Raw genomic sequence first — 18,207 nt, forward strand, 5'->3', positions numbered from 1 at the left:
CGTGATCTCGGTGACGGCCTTGTAGCCGGTCGGTGCGGCAACCTCGTGGAAGGTGTAGGTGCCTTCGGCGAGCGTGACCTGCTGCGGCGTCGAGCCCGAAGTCCAGCTCTCGACGACGGCACCCTGTGCGTCGTGAATCTCGATGTCGGCGCCGGGGAGCTCCTTGCCGCCCAGGTCAACCTTCGAGACCTTGACCGGAACCGGGGTCGGCGTCGGCGTCGGGTTCGTGGGGACGAACGAGGCGGAGAGGAGGTTCTGGTAGCCCGGGTTGTTCGACTCGTAAATGTCGAGTCGGACGTCGGCAGGGACCTGTGCGAGCGTCGGGGCACCGGTCATGTCGGTGCCATCGACCGGAGCGGCGATGCCGAGGAGGGCGTAGTACGCCTGCTTCTGTGCGTCCGTCGTGAAGAGGTTGCCGTCAACGCGGGCGGTCGCGATGTCGTAGCGCATGTCGCCGCCGTTGGGGTTGTCAGCGAGCGAGACGCCGTGGGCATCAGTGAGGGCCCAGATGGCGCTCTGCGTCAGGGCGTGGAATTCCGCGTCCGTGAGGCCGTAGTGGGCCTGGATGCCAGCGTTGTCGTTCGGGTAACCGTTGTAGAGGACGCTTTCGACGTGCGCGTCGAGCCCGAGCGGGGTGTACACGGGCGAGGCAGCGCGGTCGGTGTAACCAAGGAGGTTGCCCGAACCGATCTGACGGACAAAGGTTTCGAAGTCCGAGGCGTTCGGGTCGTCGAGCGTCGTGACCGGGTGAGCCCGGCCCATATTGAAGCAGTAGACGAGGTTCGCGAGCACCGAGTTCGAGCCGGGGATCGGCGCGGTGGTGCCCTCGTAGATGTAGATGTTGTCGAGGGCGCCCGTGGTGGCATCCCAACCGTCATCCGTTGAATAACCGATGTAGGTGTCGCCAAATGCAGCGTTCGCGGGGCTAGCAAACCCCATTGCGAACGCGGGAATGGCAATCACCACACCGAGCGCAAGAGCCAGCAGTGCCCTCACTCGTTTGGCCAGTGGCATGTACGTTCCTCACATTTCGTATCTGCGGATCCAAGCGGCAACACCACAGACGCCCCACTCCCCACGGCGCTGTTCACAACCCCGAGCGAATGCGCACACTCGCAGCGAGGGTTCTTCACCACTCATCAACCATTATAGATTTCGCCCACTGACCAAGGGAGCGCGCTTCCCGACCCCCGCCACCACACCGGGCCCAAAACATCAAGCTGGAACACGGCGAAAAGATTCAATGACGGCGCATAAAAAACGTCACTACCACCCTGCACGACCCGCGAAACTGCTGGATCCAGTTGCGCGATCCGAAGAAACCTCAGGTCAGGGCCATAAAATTCTGAACGGTTCCCGAAAAAGGTCCCGTTGCTACAACGTTTCGGAGGGTCCGCCCAGACCGCACCGAAAGGTGCTCACTTCTATCGTGGAACGACGAGGCGGGCGCCCAAACTCTGGGTGCCCGCCTCGTGCCCGCTCGCCGCTAGGCCGAACGCTCGATGAGGGTGCCAGCGAAGAACTCGGCGAGCTCCTGCGTGGCCTCAAGCGGCACAACATGAGCAACATATTGGTCGGGACGGACGACGACTACCGCACCCTGTGGCGCGATGCCGCGCTCAGTGAAAATGTCCGTTCCACGCCCCGTCCCGTAGATGCATTCGATGTCGTGGAGGCCGTACTTGCCGACGGTCGGGCGGAAGGCTGCGGGCGCGCGCTGCACGTCGAAGGTGTCGAAGGCCTGTCGGTAGATGACCTTCGTATCGAAGATGCTCGCCTGATCGCCGCCGGGGAGCTGGTGACGCTGGCGGGGTGAGTCATCCGAAGCCCACCAGGCTGCCCACTGCTCAACTGCCGAGCCTTCCACACCGGGCGCTGCTTCGTCGGCGAAGACGTAGATGCGCCAGCGGCCGTCGGCCGAGTGCTGGTGGCCGATGTGCTGGGTCACGTCATCCGCGATGCGAATCGCCTCGGCCGACTTGAAACGGCGGCCGATCGGGAAACCTGCCGCGAGCGCCTGGTGCTCGTCGCTGCCGGTGATCATCGACTCGTCATAGTCGGTGAGGAATCCGGCTGCGAACTCCTGCTTCGCGCAGTAGAAGTCGGCGAGCTCCTGCGGGCTCCCGAAGTCTTCGGGCTTCTTCGCCATCTGGCTCGACCATTCGCGATCGAAGTCGATGAGGTTTTTCGCGGCCACCTGGCGCTCGCTCGAGTAGGTGCGCAGGAGTTCCTTCGGTGCGCGCCCGTCGACGACGTGGCCGAGCTTCCACGCGAGGTTGAAGCCGTCTTGCATCGAGACGTTCATGCCCTGGCCAGCCTTGGCGGAGTGCGTGTGGCAGGCGTCGCCCATGATGAACACGCGCGGGTCGCAGGCGTTGTCGTTGTCGGCGACGTCGTCGAAGTCGTCCGTGAGCCGGTGACCGACCTCGTACACCGAGTACCAGGCGACCTCCTTCACGTCGAGCGAGTAGGGGTGGAGGATCTCGTTCGCGCGGGCGATCGCCTCATCCACGGTGGTCTTGCGCACTTCGCCGCGGCTTCCCTCGGGCACTTCGCCGAGGTCGACGTAGCAGCGGAAGAGGTGGCCGCCCTCGCGGGGGATGTGGAGGATCGAGCCGTTCTTCGAGGTGATCGCGCACTTCGTGTGGATGTCAGGGAAGTCGGTCACGGCCATCATGTCAACAACGCCCCAGGCATGGTTCGCCTGCGCGCCGGAGAGGCTGCGACCGATTGCCTTGCGGACGCCTGAGCGGGCTCCGTCCGCGCCGACGACATACTTGCAGCGGACGACGAAGTCGTCACCCGTGCCGCCGCCTGCGTCTCGGTGGGCTGCGTCCGCGTCGTCCACAACGGATCCCGCTTCAGCGCGACGGCGGAGCGTGACGGTGATCGGGTATTCCCCTGCGGTCTCGCTGCGGTCGACCTCGAGCGAGACGAACTCGATGCCGTAGTCGGGCTGCAGGCGCGTGGGCGAGAAGCGCATGAACTCGTCGAAGTAGTCGATGACGCGCGCCTGATTCATGATGACGTGCGGGAACTCGCTGATGCCCTGCGGGTCGTCCTCGGTGCGGGCGGTGCGGATGATGTTGTCCGGGTTGTCGGGGTCGGGCGACCAAAAGTTCATAGCCTGGATGTGGTACGCCTCGTGGGCGACGCGGTGGGCGAAGCCGAAGGCCTGGAAGGTTTCGAGGCTGCGGGATTGCAGGCCATCCGCGCGACCGATTTCGAGTCGTCCGGCGCGCAGGTCGACGATGCGGGTGCGCACGGTCTCGAACATGGAGAGTTGGGCAGCGGTGATCATGCCAGCGGGGCCTGCGCCGACGATGAGGACATCAAGTTCTTCGGGGAACTCGGGGCTCCAGATGTTGCCGCTCCGGGCCGCGGGCTGGATGCGCGGGTCGGTCGAGACGTAGCCGTGGTGGTGAAACTGCATCGTGACTCCTCCTGTCGGCGTCCTTGCCGACGTGCACTCGCTGCAGGCGGCGCTGCCTGCATAAGGCAGTGTACTCACAGAATGCGATGAAATGCGAGGAGACCGCACAGCCGTTCAGCCCATCGGCAGGATTTCGCACGGGATGCCTGACAATCTGCAAAGTTGGGTGAGCTGGTCGGGTAGGCCCACCTGAGCCACCGTTCACCTGGGGCATCTACGGTGGCGAATACCCGCAACGTGGCGCGTGAGCGCCCGCTACGAGAAGTGGAGAGAGTCATGTCCGCACTGCTTGAAGGCCGCACCGCCATCGTCACGGGAGGAACGCTCGGCATTGGCCGGGGCATCGCCGAGGTGCTCCGTGCACACGGCGCGAAGGTTGCCGTCACGGGCCTCACCGAGGAGGAGTGCGCTCCGATGCGCGAGGCGGGCTTCCTGGCGTCCGCGCTCGATGTTCGCGATGCAGCCCGCACCCGCGAGGTCTTCCAGGAACTCATTGCCGAGCTTGGCGGCCTCTCGATCCTCGCATCGAACGCTGGCGTGTACCCGCAGGCCGAGATCGCGACGATGAGTGACGAAGACCTCGACTTCATTTTCGACATCAACGTCAAGGGCACGGTGCACGCGGTTCAGGCTGCACTGCCGGCGCTTGAGGAGTCGGGCAAGGGCCGCATCGTACTCACGAGCTCGATCACGGGTAACCTCACGGGCTTCCCGAAGTGGTCGCACTACGGGGCAACGAAGGCTGCGCAGCTCGGGTTCATGCGCTCGGCCGCGATTGAGCTCGCACCGAAGAACATCACCGTGAACGCGGTGCTGCCGGGCAACATCCTCACGCCAGGCCTCAAGGACATGGGCGAGACGTATCTCGAGCGGATGGCGCGTTCGGTGCCGCTTGGTTTCCTGGGCGAGCCGGAGGACATCGGCGAGGCGGTTGCGTACCTTGCGTCGGATGGCGCGCGCTACGTGACGGGCCAGTCGATCATCGTGGATGGCGGGCAGGTGCTGCCGGAGTCGCCGGAGGCACTCGAAGATTTGCGTTAACTCGCCGACACCCCGACTGGATCGTTCGGACTGGATATAGCGAGGGCAATTCACCGCTATCCTGAGACGAGCACAATTTCGACCGGGGCTCGCGCTCCCTCACAGTGAGGCAGACACGATGGGACATCGGGAAACCCCGGACCATGTCCTCAACGTGGACGCTGATCTTGGGCTTGGCCTGACCCCCGGCCAGGTGATGCATGCCCGCAAGAAGGGTGATCGACGCTATGAGCGACTGCGGAGCCAACTCATGGAGTCGGAATTCGCGCTGCAGGTCGAGACACAGTTCGGCGCGCTCGACCGCTTGAAGCCTGCCGGTGGACGCCTTCCACTCGGGCCGTACCTTGCGGCGCTGTGGTGTCGGCGCCACTTCATTTGGCGGGATGTGAAGAGCCGGGTTCGGACGAGCAACGCGAATGAGCGGCTGGGGTCGCTGTGGCTCGTGTTGCGGCCACTTCTTGACGCCGCCTTCTACGGCCTCATCTTCGGGCTGGTCCTCAAAGCGGGGCGCGGTACTGAAAACTTTGTCGCGTTCATCCTCATCGGCATTTTCATGTTTCAGTTCACGAATGCCGCAATTTCGCAGTCCCCGGGCGTCATTCGCCAACAGCGCGCGCTCATTCGCGCGTTCAGTTTTCCGCGAGCCGCTATCCCTGTTTCGCTGGTCATCCGGCAACTCCTCCAAGCAGCACCCGGATTCGCTGTCATGCTCGTGCTCATCTGGGCAATCCCCCCGCACGAACAGCCAACTCTGCTGTGGCTCCTGTTTCCGGTGCTGCTTGGGATTCAAATTCTGTTGAACCTGGGTATCGCACTTGGGCTCGCCCGGTGCGGCCACGCAATTCCAGACCTGGGTCAGTTCGTGAGTTTCGTCGGCAGAATCTTGCTGTACGCCTCGGGTGTCATCTTCCCAATTGACCGGTTCGTCAACCACCCGCTAGCGCTGTTCATCGTTGAACTGAATCCGATCTATCAATTCATTGATTCCTACCGCATGATCCTTATGCAGGGAGCACTCCCTTCATTTGAGCGGTGGATGACGATGCTTGCGTGGTCGATCGGCACTCTCGTCGTCGGGTTCTTGACGTTCTGGCTGAAGGAGGAGTCCTATGGCCGCGAGTAACCCCAAGTCGAGCGAGAGCGTGCCGCTGGACACCTCTCCGATCCGCGTCACCGAGACTGAGGCATACGCCTTCGACGCTGACGAAGTTGCCCGCGCTGGCCGCCGCATCTCCAACGACAACATCACAGTCTTTGCAGACGATGTTCACCTGCGATACCAAGTCCGAGCGAGCGCATCGAAGCGGAAGGGTTTCCGTTTTCCCCGCACCCGGAGTGTGAAAGCCCTACGTGGCGTTTCGCTTGCGGTTCGCGAAGGCGAGTTTGTTGGCCTAGTTGGGCGAAATGGGTCCGGCAAGAGTTCGCTCCTGCGCGTCCTGGCAGGCCTTGAGCCGCCGAGCGAGGGCCTCGTCCTCACTTCCGCTCAACCACAGCTTCTCGGCGTGAGCGCCGCTCTGCTTCCTGAGCTTTCAGGAGAGGAAAACATTCGGCTTGGCCTCTTGGCGATGGGGTTCAGCCCTGAAGTCGTCGAAGAGAAGCGCAGTGAGGTTGCCGAACTTTCAAACCTGGATGACGCACTCCGAATGCCGATGCGAACCTATTCGTCTGGCATGGCCGCGCGTCTCCGTTTCGCGATTTCAGTCGCCGCAAAGCCCGAGATCCTCATGATTGATGAGGCGCTCTCCACAGGCGATGCCGCTTTCATGGAGCGATCACGGCGAGCAATGGACCAGATGATCGCCTCGGCGGGCACCGTGTTCCTCGTGAGCCACGCCGCCCAACAGATCGAAGAAATGTGCACGCGAGCCGTGTGGCTCGACCGTGGCCGCGTTATCGCCGATGGGCCTGCGGGCGACATTGCGCGAGCCTATCGGTGGTTTGCCCACAACCTGGCTCAGGGCAACAACGACAAGGCCGAACAACTCCTGGCGGATGCCGCACTACAATTTCAAACATAGGTTTCTGCCGATACACCATCGGCTGGTACAACCCCTAGTCCCCCCCCTCTTGAGCGCCTGGAGCCCACCATGACCCGCCCCAAGATCATGACCGTCTATGGCACGCGCCCGGAAGCGATCAAGGTCGCACCGCTCGTGAAGGCGCTTGCCGCCGATGACCGCTTCGAGTCGCTTGTCGTGTCGACCGGCCAGCATCGCGAGATGCTCGAACAGGTCAACTCCATGTTCGGCATCGTCCCCGACGTTGACCTCGCGATCATGAAGCCGGGCCAGACGTTGAACGGCATCGTCTCGCGCGTGATTGCCGCGCTCGATGAGGTGCTTGAGCGTGAGCAGCCGGATGCCGTCGTGGTCCACGGCGACACATCGACGGCTATGGCCTCGGCAATTGCCGCGTTCAACCGCGAGATCAAGGTCGTGCACCTTGAGGCTGGCCTTCGCACGGACACTCTCTTCTCTCCCTTCCCTGAGGAGGCGAATCGCCGCCTCATCTCTCGCGTCTCGTCCCTCAATCTCGCTCCGACAGCGCTCTCGAAGCGAAATCTGCTCGCCGAGAACGCTGACGAGGCAACCATTGTCGTCACCGGCAACACCGTCATCGACGCGCTCATTGAAGCAAGCGGCTGGGACACCCACTTCACCGACGAGAAGCTCGAGCAGCTTGCACACGATGACCGCCGTGTCATCCTGGTCACGACGCACCGTCGCGAAAACCTCACCGCGATGTCGGCAATCGGCCGAGCCATGAAGCGCCTCGCGGAACGCTACCCGGATGCGGCGGTCGTGCTGCCGGCTCACCTCAACCCGAAGGTTCGCGCGGCTGTGCTGCCGGAGATCGATGGCGTCGAGAACGTGATCGTGACGGAGCCGCTCCCCTACAACGAGTTCACGAAGCTCATGGCTCGTGCGACGATCATCCTCACTGACTCGGGCGGGGTTCAGGAGGAGGCTCCCGCGCTTGGAAAGCCGGTGCTCGTCATGCGCGAGAACACCGAGCGGCCGGAGGCGGTTGAAGCGGGGACGGTGCGACTTGTGGGCCTTGACGAGGATCGCATCGTGGCCGAGGCCGCGAGGCTGCTCGATGACCATGAGGCCTACGCGGCCATGGCGAATGCCGTGAACCCGTACGGCGACGGTAAGGCCGCCGCGCGTGCAGTTGCGGCGGTCAGCGCCCTTACGGGCGAAGGAGCGCGCCTAGCTGATTTTGCAGCGGGCGCAATGATGCCCAAACCTGAATACCGAGGAAGCAACGTGGATCAGTGACCCTCCACATTTGTGCAGTCAAAAGATAGGCACCGAAGAGACACTTTTCCTCACAATCGCGAAGTCGCCTCCAATGCGAGTCACTGACCGGTTACCGAGCTGTGCACTCACCTTTGTCGACCTCAGAATCTTGGCTCGACGAGAGAACGTCACCAACCCGACAACACGCAATACGCAACACCAGATGATGACAATGGACCTCGCACCCGCACAGCATTTGCTGGCCATGTAGTCCGAGTTCACACCCAGGTCACACTGAATCGGCTCACAACTCAGCACAGAGCAGTAGACACATTTCGCCATGAACGCCGAACACCAGGGACTTCGGGCCTATCCCAGATCAATTCGTTAGTCATCGATCACCTCGACCCCCGAGGTTGGGCAAGTCTTCCCATGCTCCACGCCATTCACCACCGTGGACTAGTTCGAGTCAACACATCACTGAGCTGGAATGCCACATCGGCCGACCTACCCGTCGCCAGACTGCAACGAACCAAAAACTGCGTCGTGCAACTGCTCACCAGGCTGGCCATAGAAACTCCGCCACCGAAAGCCCAAGACCGCGACCCCAGCTATAAACCATACACAAAGCGCAACTAACGATTCCACGCGCAGAGCACCAGGAAAAGCAGGTATCAACAGCAACGCCAGGAACCCTACAGAGTTTATACACCCGATCACGCCAAAGATAGCCGCCACTATAGAAGCCGGGATCTTTTCAGCCATCCCGGGAACAAACCCGAAGCGTCCAATTCTGTACGAACAGTAGGACGTATAAAAGTACGTGACAGCAATGCCCACACTTGTCATGTCAACCACCCACAGCAGGGCCTGACGACCAAACCACGGAGCAATCAAGCACAGAAACATGACAGCTAGGATGCCAACGTAGGGAACACCCTGCTTTCTACTAACCCACGCAAAGAACTCGGGGACCATCTTAGCGCGTCCCATTACTAGCAGCACCCGGCTTGCGGCAACATAGAAACCATTAAGCCCTGTCAAGACCCCCATGGCCACGGCAATGATCATGATGATATCCCCAATAGGGCCAATGAGGTGCGAGATGACTGAGGCAGTTGGCCAGACTTCGTGAGCCCAGGGTTCCAAGGAATCGGCCGCAGCAAACGCAGTCGCCATGGCCATAGCGACATAAATCGCTGTAGCGGCGCCAATGCCCCACATGAGCAACGCGAATGCGCGCCGGGGCGAAAAGTTAAACTCTGCCGCAGTTTGCGGGACCGTGTCAAAGCCAACGTATGCCCACGGGGCAAACGCAACGATCGTCACCACAGCAGACCACATATCCACACCTGTCGGAGTTGGTGGCGCTAGTCGCAACCCACCCGGCAGGGCACAAAATATGGTCGCAAAGAACAGCGCAACAACAGCAGCAAGCATGACTATGCAAGCAAGAAGTTGCACACCGCCCGAGACACGAATGCCCTTCATGTTGATCAGTCCGAAAACAACGATCGCAAAACTAGAAACTATGATCTCCGGCCAGTACACCGACCAGCCAGCAATGACATAGAGCTCCCCCTGCATCATCAGACTCGGAAATGCGTGACGAAATACGAGCGCAATCGCCGATCCGTTCAGCGCGGCAATTCCCGAGTAGGCAAGAGCCAGACACCACCCGGAAATGAACCCATGCACCCGCCCCAGCGCCGACAAAGCAAAGGCAACCCCACCTCCCGCCACAGGGAGAGCTTTGATCACCACCGCATAGTTCACAGCGATGACGGCGATCAGACCGCCACCGATCGCAAACCCCACCAACACTCCAAGCCAACCCGAGGTCGTCAACCAGGAGTACGGAAGGACGAATGCACCCCAACCGACCGCAGCCCCCAAGGCAATCGCGAAGACTGCACCTTCACTCAAGCCCTTTAGGAGGGAGCCACCAGTCTGTTTTTTCTCATTCAAGTCAGATCAGTCTCAGCTTGTTCCCACAACTGCCCCAGCCGGGTGGAGAGCGGCGGCATCATCCGCTCGCGGTCCTCATAATAGAATGTACCCGGGACGAGGGTAAATTCTCCAAATAGTGGCCCCCGGGCGGAGTTGTACATGTCTACGCGCACAAAAGGAGTAGGCACGGCAACAGAAATTCGACGCGCAGCGTTCATTAAGCTTTTCCATTCGGCCGGCGGGGCCACCGAAATGCGTTCAATCAATTTTTCATTGACGCGAATAAATTCGCCAGATTCATCCGCGAGTGGAACAAAGTCCCCATCGAAGTATGCGTGGCGTACCCGAGGTTCCGCCCTAACAACCCGATGGATCAGACCAATGCGCCCCTGAAAGCAGTAGAACTTCCAGTCGTCGGGCACTAGTGATCCCGTCACATCCTCGACAAGCTCTTCAGCGATCCATGCCTTGTTTCCGGCTTGGGACTTCTCAGCGAGACGGAACTGTTCCTTCCGCACCTCTTCGATAGTGTAAGCCTTGCCCCACAAACTATCGACGTAAACGTCACCTTGCCGACGCAAAACCATCACGCCAAGCGAACTAGAAAGAAACGTCGGCTTCAGAACGAAAGCATCTGGTAGATCAAGGAAAGTGATTTCATCAACAGAATTGAACGTGCTATACACCTGGGGCGAGTCCACTCCCAGCGATCTGACAAACTGCTCACCCCTCACTTTGTCATGCAAGTACCCCGGCAAACCAGGCTCCTTGCCTGAACCGCGCCACCGCACGCGAGTCAGGTAGTCGGGCTGCATTTGATGTCTCATGTTCTGCACTTCTATCGATCCAGTTATCGTGCCGCTTAGTTCTCTTCAAGAATGACTGAGGCTAGTTTCTGCACAGAGCCTGCTGGCACAGAGACCAGCATTTCTTTCCCGAAGTATCGATCCCACACGGGAAGCTCGAAGGCGGCGACTCGCAGACCACATTGGGTAGCTTCCGCCACCGAGTAGCCGAACGACTCCATCAGGGATGTCGAGACGCACCAGCCGCCTGCATCACGCACGCTACGGTATGCCTCAGCGATTTGTGCCTGCGACAGGTTCAGGTAGAGGCGAACACGATCCTCTACACCCATGGCAGCGCACTCAGACAGAAACTTGTCCGCGCGATCCGGATCGCTTTCGAGGCTCACAATGACGTGGCCCACGTACTGCTCCGGCAGTTGGGCGATCGTTCGAATGAAGTACTGATATCCCTTACCCGAATCGAATCGTCCTACCCAAATCAGTGGAATGGCGTTCGCGTCCTGCTCAAAGCGTGAATTGGCGAAGAACTCGGCCCTGCCATCGGTCGAGAACAGTGCCGTGTCCACCAGGTTAGATTCGACCTCGAGTCGATCCCGGACTCGCAGCGGAAGAAGGTCGCGAATCTGCTCAGTCATGACTGAAGTCGGCGCGATGAATCGTGCAATGCGATCAACCTCGAGCTGGTCGATCTCTTCTTTCACGATCGACATGTCCGAGGAGTGAAACTCGTACGTAACACGGCAATTCTCGAACTTCACTAGCTGATTCGACGTGGCTGGTGAGCTCAGCACCGACACGCTCGAATAGGAGAAGTTCTCCATGAGGTAGTTGAAGTATGACGTCGAGCGGTCCTGACGAACGATCCGGACGGTCACGTTCGGCAGATCCTCGAATGCGAAACGGCCACCGCGATCATTGAAAAAGACCACGTCATAGTGAGCCTCTGGATTCTTGCGCGCACGGCCACGGATGACCGAAGTCACGCCGCCCTTGGAGCAGTTCGGGTAGACAATGAGATGTCGCACGGCTATGCCTCCTGGCTCGGGACGGTGAGGTCAATGAAATCGAGGCATTCACGAGCACGGTCGTCCCAGCTCGCTCCCTGGACGAAACGCTCGACCTCGTCGCGTTCTGCGTTCAACACCGGTGAATCAACCGCTTCACGCAATGCCTTCACGAATTGGTCGACACCGTGGTAAGTCCACGTAGCGGGGTACTCATGAACCTTCCCCATGGGAGCAGTGACACAACGGAGTCCCCACGCGAAGTACTCGTAGATCTTGTTGGGGTCAACCGATCGCGTGAGAGGAATGTCCTTAAACGGGATTAGGCCGACCTTCCAGTTCTGAACAATTTCAGGAAGTTCTTCGTGCGTCTTCGGGCCAAGAGCGATCACATTTTCAGGCAGCTCAAGCCCGGCGGGCATCCCGTGACCAACGATTTCAAACCGGACGTCGGGCATGCGCTGGGCAGCCTGAACCACGAGGGGCCAATCGAACCATGAGCTCGTCAGGTGGCCTACGTAGCCCACCGTTGTGCTGTCCGCACGACGCACCGCGGCGGACTCGGTGCGAAGCGACTCACCATTGTCAATGACGTGACGGTTCACGGCGTTCGGGATGACGCGATGAGCCTCAAGCTGGGGCTTCATAGAGACGAGCTTCTCGTCGAGCGCGGTGCTCACGCTCATGACGTAGTCGGCGATGCCCAGCATTCGGCGCTCGAGAAGCGGTGAGTACCACTTCGAGTATCCAACTCGGTTGAATTCCTCCATGTCGTCACGTGCTTCGTAGACTACCTTCCATCCCTGCGTCTTCAGCATGGTCGCGACAGTGACAGACTGCAGCGAAGGGAACGAGCTGCAGATGAAGGTGCTGTTGTCAGCCCCTCGATCCGCAAGCACAATGCTCAACATCTCGTCCACGCCCTCGCGGGGGATCTGCAACACGTGGTCGTCATGCACCATCGGCATTCCCTGAAGTGAGCCGAACGGAATGAAGATCACGTATGCGCCAAGACGTGCGTAGGCTGCGGTGAGGTTGTTCGGCCGCAGCGCAAGAGTTTCGTGGCCAAGAGGGGGTGCCGTCGTATCGATAATGATCAGCGGCACCTCGCTAGGGATTGACCGCACGAATTCACGTAAGGTGCTGTCATCTTGATTTGAATGCTGTTCAACCTTGACAGCTCCCGAAATGAGCGCTGTCTTAGAGCCCCAGTCCTGGCCTTTCAGCCTCAGCCAGGCAGCCTCGCGGGGAACCTCGACCTCAACCTGGGTAGTCGTTCGGGTCTCAGCGACGCCTTGAAGAACGAAGATGGGGCCCAGCTTCGGGTTCTGCTTCGAATCACCGATCGGCGTAATGAGCTGGTCATTCTCATTGAAGAACGAAATTTGGACGGGTCCGCTCGAGTCAACCTCTTGTGCAAGGTGATTAATGAAGATGTTGACCCGGTCGGTGCCGCAATGCAACTCTTGTTTCAGGTCAAGGTCTCGGGCCGAGTATCGGAGCGGCGCGCCGCTGGGGAGACTGGTTCGACTGTTCGAAGCGCCTCGCACATTGACGATTAGCCCCTCGAGCACCCGTGTCTCAACAGCTTGCTTCCAACGATGGCCCTGCAGCTTAATGAGCGTAACGCCTTTGGGTACCGTTACCGAGAACTCGTCGATGGAAGGTGAGTTCTGGTCACCGGGAGTCAAGTACATGTATTCGCCAACACGACGCGAGTAGGTCGGCCACTCCGGCAGCGGCACACGCTTGCCTTGGGCGTCAAGTGCACGAACTTCGACAAGTGCCGCCCCTTCTACCTCTTCCGAGGAAAAGGACTCAACTGCGATATCAAGAACTTGACCCTCGCTCACCGACATCGAGTGCGAGACGGATTCAATCGCTTCAGTTGACACCACCTCGTCTCCGCACTGAATGCGCCTCGGGAGAGAGCTACCGGGAGATTTGCTTCGGCGAATCGATCGCGACAGGGTCGATCGGAAAGTCGTCATGTTGCCCTTTCTGCCCGCAGGGGGTGAGGCCTACCGCCACACACCCTTCGTGTCGATCACGATCTTCTCTGCAAGAAGTGAACGATCAATCTGCTTGAACGGCGCGTGGTCGACGAGGAGCACGACGATATCGGCTTCCTCGATCGCCTCGAGCGCTGGCATTTGCTTGAGGTTCTCGAAGCGCGTGAGCTTCTCGGGGAGCTCTTCGACGTTCGGCTCCGCAACAAGGATCGAAGCGTCCTGCAGCTCGCCGGCGATGCGCTCAACAATGTTCAGCGAGGGCGACTCGCGGAGGTCGTCAATGTCCGGCTTGAACGCAATACCAAGCATCGCGATCTTCGGAGCCTTGAAACGGTCTGCCTTTTCGAGCACCTTCTGGATGACGATCTCGGGCTTCGAGTCGTTCACCTCGCGTGCGGTGCGGATGAGGCGGGACTCCTCGGGGCACGACGACACAATGAACCACGGGTCCACCGCGATGCAGTGGCCACCAACACCAGGGCCAGGCTGCAGGATGTTCACGCGCGGGTGATGGTTCGCAAGCTCAATGAGCTCCCACACGTCGATCGCAAGCTTGTCGCAAATGATCGACAGCTCGTTCGCGAACGCGATGTTCACGTCACGGAACGAATTCTCGGTGAGCTTCGCCATCTCAGCCGTCGTCGCCGTCGTGAGCAGCAGCTCACCATTACAAAACGTGGCGTACAAGGCACGCGCAAGCTCTGCCGCCTTCTCGCCAATACCGCCGATTACGCGGTCGTTCTCAGCCATTTCAACGACGATGCGGCCCGGCAGCACCCGCTCGGGGCAGTGCGCGAAGTAGACGCTGTTCGACTTACCCTCGTCCAGCGTAAGGTCGGGGCGCACGTCAAGGATGAACTGAGCCATGCGCTCAGTCGTTCCAGGAGGCGACGTCGACTCAAGGACGATGAGCTCGCCACCCTGCAGCTGCGGGGCGATACCCTCCGCGGCCGCACGGATGTACTTGATGTCGACGTCGTGGTCGTCGGTAAAGGGCGTCGGAACCGCCACAATGTACGCGTCCGAGTGAGGCGTCGTCGTCTGGGCGCGAAGACGCCCCTGCGCCACAACACCAGCGAGCATCGACTCAAAGTCAGGCTCGAAGAACGGCACCTGGCCAGCGTTGATCTGCTCAACGTAACGCTCATTGACATCTACGCCGATGACGTTAATGCCTTTCGAGGCCATGAACGCGGCAGTCGGAAGGCCGATGTAGCCGAGACCAATAACACAAACCGTTTCGAACGGAGATTCCACAACAGGAGCAGCAGACATGAGAGTGGGGGAACCCTTCGTGAAGCAACTGAGCGCACACGCTGCGGTAGGCAACATGTCGCGTCGTTTATCCTACCGCAACCTAATCGAGATTTTTTGATTCAATTTGGCAATTGGATTGGGTTCAAGCTCCGCCGCTAGGCACTGTCGAACCGCAGCAGGGTCGCCGATCCGGGGGCAAGCTCGGACACCGACGACACATCCGCTGGCCCAAGCGGCAGCAGCCGGGACTCATTCCTCGCATCCAACGAAGGCCCCGAGAGCTGCGATGCCTCCCGGAGTTCTAGGCCCGCCGGCGTCACAACCTCAACCGGCGACGACCCCACCGCAGCCGGATCAGCCATGTTCACGACCACAACATCCAGACCCTCTGCCGCTGCCACGCCATAGGCGTAGACATCCCCACCGCCCGACACCTCGACCGGCACCACGGCGCCTTCCCTCAGCTGCGCGAGAAAGAGCAGCGCCAAGTAGTTCGCCTGACCGTTGAGATCAGGCGTCGCGGGCTGCCCCTGCTTGCCGGTATCGCACACGACACTCATCGGCGCTCCCCCGCTGCACGCCCCAAGCATCGAGTGGAACGCCATCATCGACACCCCAAGCTCTGCCGCATGCACCGCGTAATCCACCGTCCACAGCGCCTGCGCGTGCGTACGCGAACTCTCATTCGAGCCAACACACGAGGTCGAACCCGTCTCCGTCATCCACAGCGGCAGCTCCGACTTCGACGCCTCATCCGCAGCCATGCCGACGATCCTCTCCGCCTTCTCATGCATCGACGGCGCCACAAGATTTGCCACCGTCGGCTCGAAGGCGGCATCCGTCGTCCCCTGGCGCCCCGGACACGACCAGAGCGGATACCAGTGCGAATTCAACGACACCGTGTTCGACAGCCCCGCCGCGACGAACGCGCGCCACCACTTCGCGTCGAAGGTGCCCGGACCAGAGATCGGAAGATCCGGCACGCGCGCGTGGATCACCCGTTCATACTCGGCAATTTCCGCCTGATACTCCTCGGTACTCCAGGACGCGTCGCGGATCGCATACTGCGGCTGCGACTCAAGGAAGAAACCGTTCGGCTCGTTCCCGAGCGTGACGCCCAGGAGCCTCTCGCCGAGGCTCAAACTCGCGGCTTCCGCCATCGAGGCGGCCCGCTCCGCATCCTTGTGGCCAAGATCGAGATCAAGGACGACCGTCGCGTTTGTCGCCTCAGCGAAACGTGCGAGCCGCGCAAAGTCCTCCGGCGTCACCGTCGCCTTCGCCCACTCCGGTGCGGGCTCATCCGAGCCGGTAAACCACACCCGCCGATCGACCGAATTGCCGCCAAAACGCAGCACCGGCCCGTCAAGGTGGCTCATCAGGATGTCAAGGCTCGAGGCCCCAGGTTCCCAACGCGGATCCGCCAGGTCACTCATCTCGAACGAGAGACCAACGTTCGTGTGATGCCAGGCGGGCGTCGACACACTCGCTTGGGAGGGATCACTGCCCGGCGCAGGAGAACCCGTCGCGAGGGTCGACGCTGCAGCGTAAGCGGTCGCGTCCGGAGTGATCGTCAGGTTCGCGCCAGCAGTCTGCACGGATGCCACCGGCTGCGAAAACGGCTGCCCCTGCGCCTCGAGGCCCGGGACGTACCGCATGAGCTCAGCCCAAGAGTCGGCCTCCTGCGTCGGGGCAGGTTTCGCCTGCTCGTCTGGAACCGGCGGTGTCGAACACGCACTGAGCACGAGGGGCAGCGCCAGAAGCGCAGCCCGCCAGCGTCGCGATCGCCGACCGCGCGTCCCGCGCTTCCACACCATCTCGATCCCTCCGCCGCCCACGGCTCACAACATTCTTGAACGACGATCCTCCAATTCGGCCTAGCGCGGCGAATACGCGACCATCGGGGCGGGTATCGTGGCCAGCATCCCGGACCACCCACCGCACGGAGGAACCATGCGCGTGCTGCTCACCGGCGGCGCCGGCTACATCGCCAGCCACACCGCCGTCTGCCTCATCGAACGCGGACACGAAGCCATCGCCCTCGATAACTTCGCAAACAGCAGCCCCGAATCCGTGCGCCGTGTGCGGGAGATCACCGGCGGCGCCCTCCCGCTCATCGAAGGCGACGCAACCGACCCCGCCGTGCTCGCTCGCGTCTTCGAAGAACACCGCCCCGACGCCGTCATCCACTTCGCTGGTCTCAAGTCCGTGTCGGAATCCGTCCGAGAGCCACTCAACTACTACCGCGTGAACCTCGGCTCCACCCTCGCCGTCCTCGAGGCGATGGCGGAAGCTGGCATCCACAAGATCGTCTTCTCCTCCTCGGCAACCGTGTACGAGCAGCCAGGCTCCGACCTCGTGGAGTCCGACCCGGTCGGCACGAACCTCGAGAACCCCTACGGCCGCACAAAGGCCATGGGTGAGTGGATCCTCCGCGACGCTGCCGCCGCAGACGCCGCGCTCGAGGTCGGCATCCTCCGCTACTTCAATCCCGTCGGTGCCCACTCGAGTGGCCGCATCGGCGAAGACCCGGTCGGCATCCCCAACAACCTCCTCCCCTACATCGCGCAAGTCGCGACCGGCACCCGCGAGCGCCTGCGCGTCTTCGGCAACGACTATCCGACGGTCGATGGCACGGGCATCCGCGACTACATCCACGTCATGGACCTCGCCGAAGCGCACGTCGCGGCGCTCGAGCACCTGACGCCGGGCGTCTTCACCACGAACATCGGCACCGGCCGCGGCACGAGCGTGCTCGAGGCGCTCCGCGCCTTCGAGCAGGCTGTCGGGCACGAACTCCCCTACGAGATCGTCGAGCGCCGCCCCGGCGACGCCGCCATCGCCACCGCAAACCCAGCCCTCGCCGCCGAACGCCTCGACTGGCGTGCCAAGCGCACCTTCGAGGAGGCCTGCAGCGACGCCTGGAATTGGCAGCGCCAAAACCCCCGCGGCTACGAGGCCTAGCCCCTGACCGTCGTGAGTTCGTGTCCGGTTTTCGCTATATAGCGGCTATCTGCGCTCCCAGACGGCATAGTCGCTAGAGAACGAAAACCAGACACCCACCCCCGAATGGGCAGCCTGTGGATAACTTTCTGCAGATGTTGCTCACATGCGCTCTAGTGGCAGCATGGACGCTCTCGACGAACTGACGCAGCGGGGCCGCGGAGTCGTGGCCCTACGACAGCTCGCACCCAATGACACTGCACGAAAGGCCGTGAAGCGCTCACTCTTGCGCGCCGGATACCGGCGCATTCGACCAGGGTGGTACGCCGCACCGGGGGCAGATGCGGGAGCTGTCGCTGCCGTGAAGTCAGGTGGTTCTCTCACCTGCGTCAGTCTGCTGAGCACGTTGCCGTCAGTGTGGGTGCCACGAGGCGATGGCCATCTCCACGTACGTCTGCGCGATCCGAAACCTCCGGCTGCAGGCATCAGGCATCATGTGCTGCCAGGCCCTCGCGTGCC

The 18,207-nt window shown here is 61.3% G+C and carries 13 protein-coding genes; 5 read left to right on the top strand and 8 right to left on the bottom strand.

The genetic code is table 11. The annotated features are described in order from the left end of the window. Together ZAL01S_RS07655 and ZAL01S_RS07660 are read right to left on the bottom strand one after the other, a co-directional pair. Positions 1–939 (bottom strand): thioester-forming surface-anchored protein (locus ZAL01S_RS07655; RefSeq protein ID WP_159421642.1); only part of this gene is annotated, 939 nt, incomplete at its 3' end. A 547-nt stretch (positions 940–1,486) separates the two neighbouring features. Continuing rightward, positions 1,487–3,433, bottom strand: coding sequence for an FAD-dependent monooxygenase (locus tag ZAL01S_RS07660; RefSeq protein ID WP_066081918.1), 1,947 nt, complete (start codon positions 3,431–3,433; stop codon positions 1,487–1,489). A 276-nt stretch (positions 3,434–3,709) separates the two neighbouring features. Between ZAL01S_RS07660 and fabG the strand changes: the two genes are divergently transcribed. From fabG to wecB, 4 genes are all read left to right on the top strand, one after another. Further along, the gene (gene fabG / locus ZAL01S_RS07665; protein ID WP_066081920.1) at positions 3,710–4,474 is read left to right on the top strand and encodes a 3-oxoacyl-ACP reductase FabG; all 765 of its coding nucleotides are present in this window, start codon (positions 3,710–3,712) and stop codon (positions 4,472–4,474) included. Between the two features lie 385 nt (positions 4,475–4,859). After that, the gene (locus tag ZAL01S_RS07670; RefSeq protein ID WP_159421643.1) at positions 4,860–5,597 is read left to right on the top strand and encodes an ABC transporter permease; all 738 of its coding nucleotides are present in this window, start codon (positions 4,860–4,862) and stop codon (positions 5,595–5,597) included. Further along, positions 5,584–6,492: an ABC transporter ATP-binding protein gene (locus tag ZAL01S_RS07675; protein WP_083523189.1), complete on the top strand. Its 909-nt coding sequence runs from the start codon at positions 5,584–5,586 to the stop codon at positions 6,490–6,492. The genes ZAL01S_RS07670 and ZAL01S_RS07675 overlap by 14 nt, the downstream gene beginning before the upstream one ends. 69 nt (positions 6,493–6,561) lie before the next feature. After that, positions 6,562–7,755 (top strand): non-hydrolyzing UDP-N-acetylglucosamine 2-epimerase, encoded by a 1,194-nt coding sequence (gene wecB, locus ZAL01S_RS07680; protein WP_066081924.1) that lies wholly within the window; start codon positions 6,562–6,564, stop codon positions 7,753–7,755. A 468-nt stretch (positions 7,756–8,223) separates the two neighbouring features. Here the strand turns inward: wecB and ZAL01S_RS07685 are convergent, their stop codons facing one another. From ZAL01S_RS07685 to ZAL01S_RS07710, 6 genes are all read right to left on the bottom strand, one after another. Continuing rightward, entirely contained in the window at positions 8,224–9,684 is a 1,461-nt protein-coding gene (locus ZAL01S_RS07685) for an APC family permease (RefSeq protein ID WP_306301597.1), read from the bottom strand. Beyond that, positions 9,681–10,481: an ATP-grasp fold amidoligase family protein gene (locus tag ZAL01S_RS07690; RefSeq protein ID WP_159421644.1), complete on the bottom strand. Its 801-nt coding sequence runs from the start codon at positions 10,479–10,481 to the stop codon at positions 9,681–9,683. The genes ZAL01S_RS07685 and ZAL01S_RS07690 overlap by 4 nt, the downstream gene beginning before the upstream one ends. A gap of 47 nt (positions 10,482–10,528) precedes the next feature. Continuing rightward, positions 10,529–11,458, bottom strand: coding sequence for a glycosyltransferase (locus tag ZAL01S_RS07695; protein WP_159421645.1), 930 nt, complete (start codon positions 11,456–11,458; stop codon positions 10,529–10,531). Between the two features lie 44 nt (positions 11,459–11,502). Next, positions 11,503–13,377: a glycosyltransferase family protein gene (locus tag ZAL01S_RS07700; RefSeq protein ID WP_159421646.1), complete on the bottom strand. Its 1,875-nt coding sequence runs from the start codon at positions 13,375–13,377 to the stop codon at positions 11,503–11,505. 123 nt (positions 13,378–13,500) lie between these two features. Continuing rightward, positions 13,501–14,766: a UDP-N-acetyl-D-mannosamine dehydrogenase gene (gene wecC, locus ZAL01S_RS07705; protein WP_066081932.1), complete on the bottom strand. Its 1,266-nt coding sequence runs from the start codon at positions 14,764–14,766 to the stop codon at positions 13,501–13,503. 137 nt (positions 14,767–14,903) lie between these two features. Continuing rightward, positions 14,904–16,403, bottom strand: a complete 1,500-nt coding sequence (locus tag ZAL01S_RS07710) for a hypothetical protein (protein WP_159421647.1) — start codon at positions 16,401–16,403, stop codon at positions 14,904–14,906. A gap of 295 nt (positions 16,404–16,698) precedes the next feature. Between ZAL01S_RS07710 and galE the strand changes: the two genes are divergently transcribed. Then, entirely contained in the window at positions 16,699–17,709 is a 1,011-nt protein-coding gene (gene galE, locus ZAL01S_RS07715) for a UDP-glucose 4-epimerase GalE (protein WP_066081937.1), read from the top strand. Positions 17,710–18,207 lie beyond the last annotated feature (498 nt).

This window comes from [Zimmermannella] alba NBRC 15616 (assembly GCF_001570905.1).
Lineage (GTDB): Bacteria > Actinomycetota > Actinomycetes > Actinomycetales > Microbacteriaceae > Pseudoclavibacter > Pseudoclavibacter albus.

Coding starts and splice junctions, on each gene's coding strand:
- wecC (WP_066081932.1), bottom strand. CDS start 14,766: ATGTCTGCTGCTCCTGTTGTGGAATCTCCGTTCGAAACGGTTTGTGTT.
- ZAL01S_RS07660 (WP_066081918.1), bottom strand. CDS start 3,433: ATGCAGTTTCACCACCACGGCTACGTCTCGACCGACCCGCGCATCCAG.
- fabG (WP_066081920.1), top strand. CDS start 3,710: ATGTCCGCACTGCTTGAAGGCCGCACCGCCATCGTCACGGGAGGAACG.
- wecB (WP_066081924.1), top strand. CDS start 6,562: ATGACCCGCCCCAAGATCATGACCGTCTATGGCACGCGCCCGGAAGCG.
- ZAL01S_RS07690 (WP_159421644.1), bottom strand. CDS start 10,481: ATGCAGCCCGACTACCTGACTCGCGTGCGGTGGCGCGGTTCAGGCAAG.
- ZAL01S_RS07710 (WP_159421647.1), bottom strand. CDS start 16,403: ATGCGGTACGTCCCGGGCCTCGAGGCGCAGGGGCAGCCGTTTTCGCAG.
- galE (WP_066081937.1), top strand. CDS start 16,699: ATGCGCGTGCTGCTCACCGGCGGCGCCGGCTACATCGCCAGCCACACC.
- ZAL01S_RS07675 (WP_083523189.1), top strand. CDS start 5,584: ATGGCCGCGAGTAACCCCAAGTCGAGCGAGAGCGTGCCGCTGGACACC.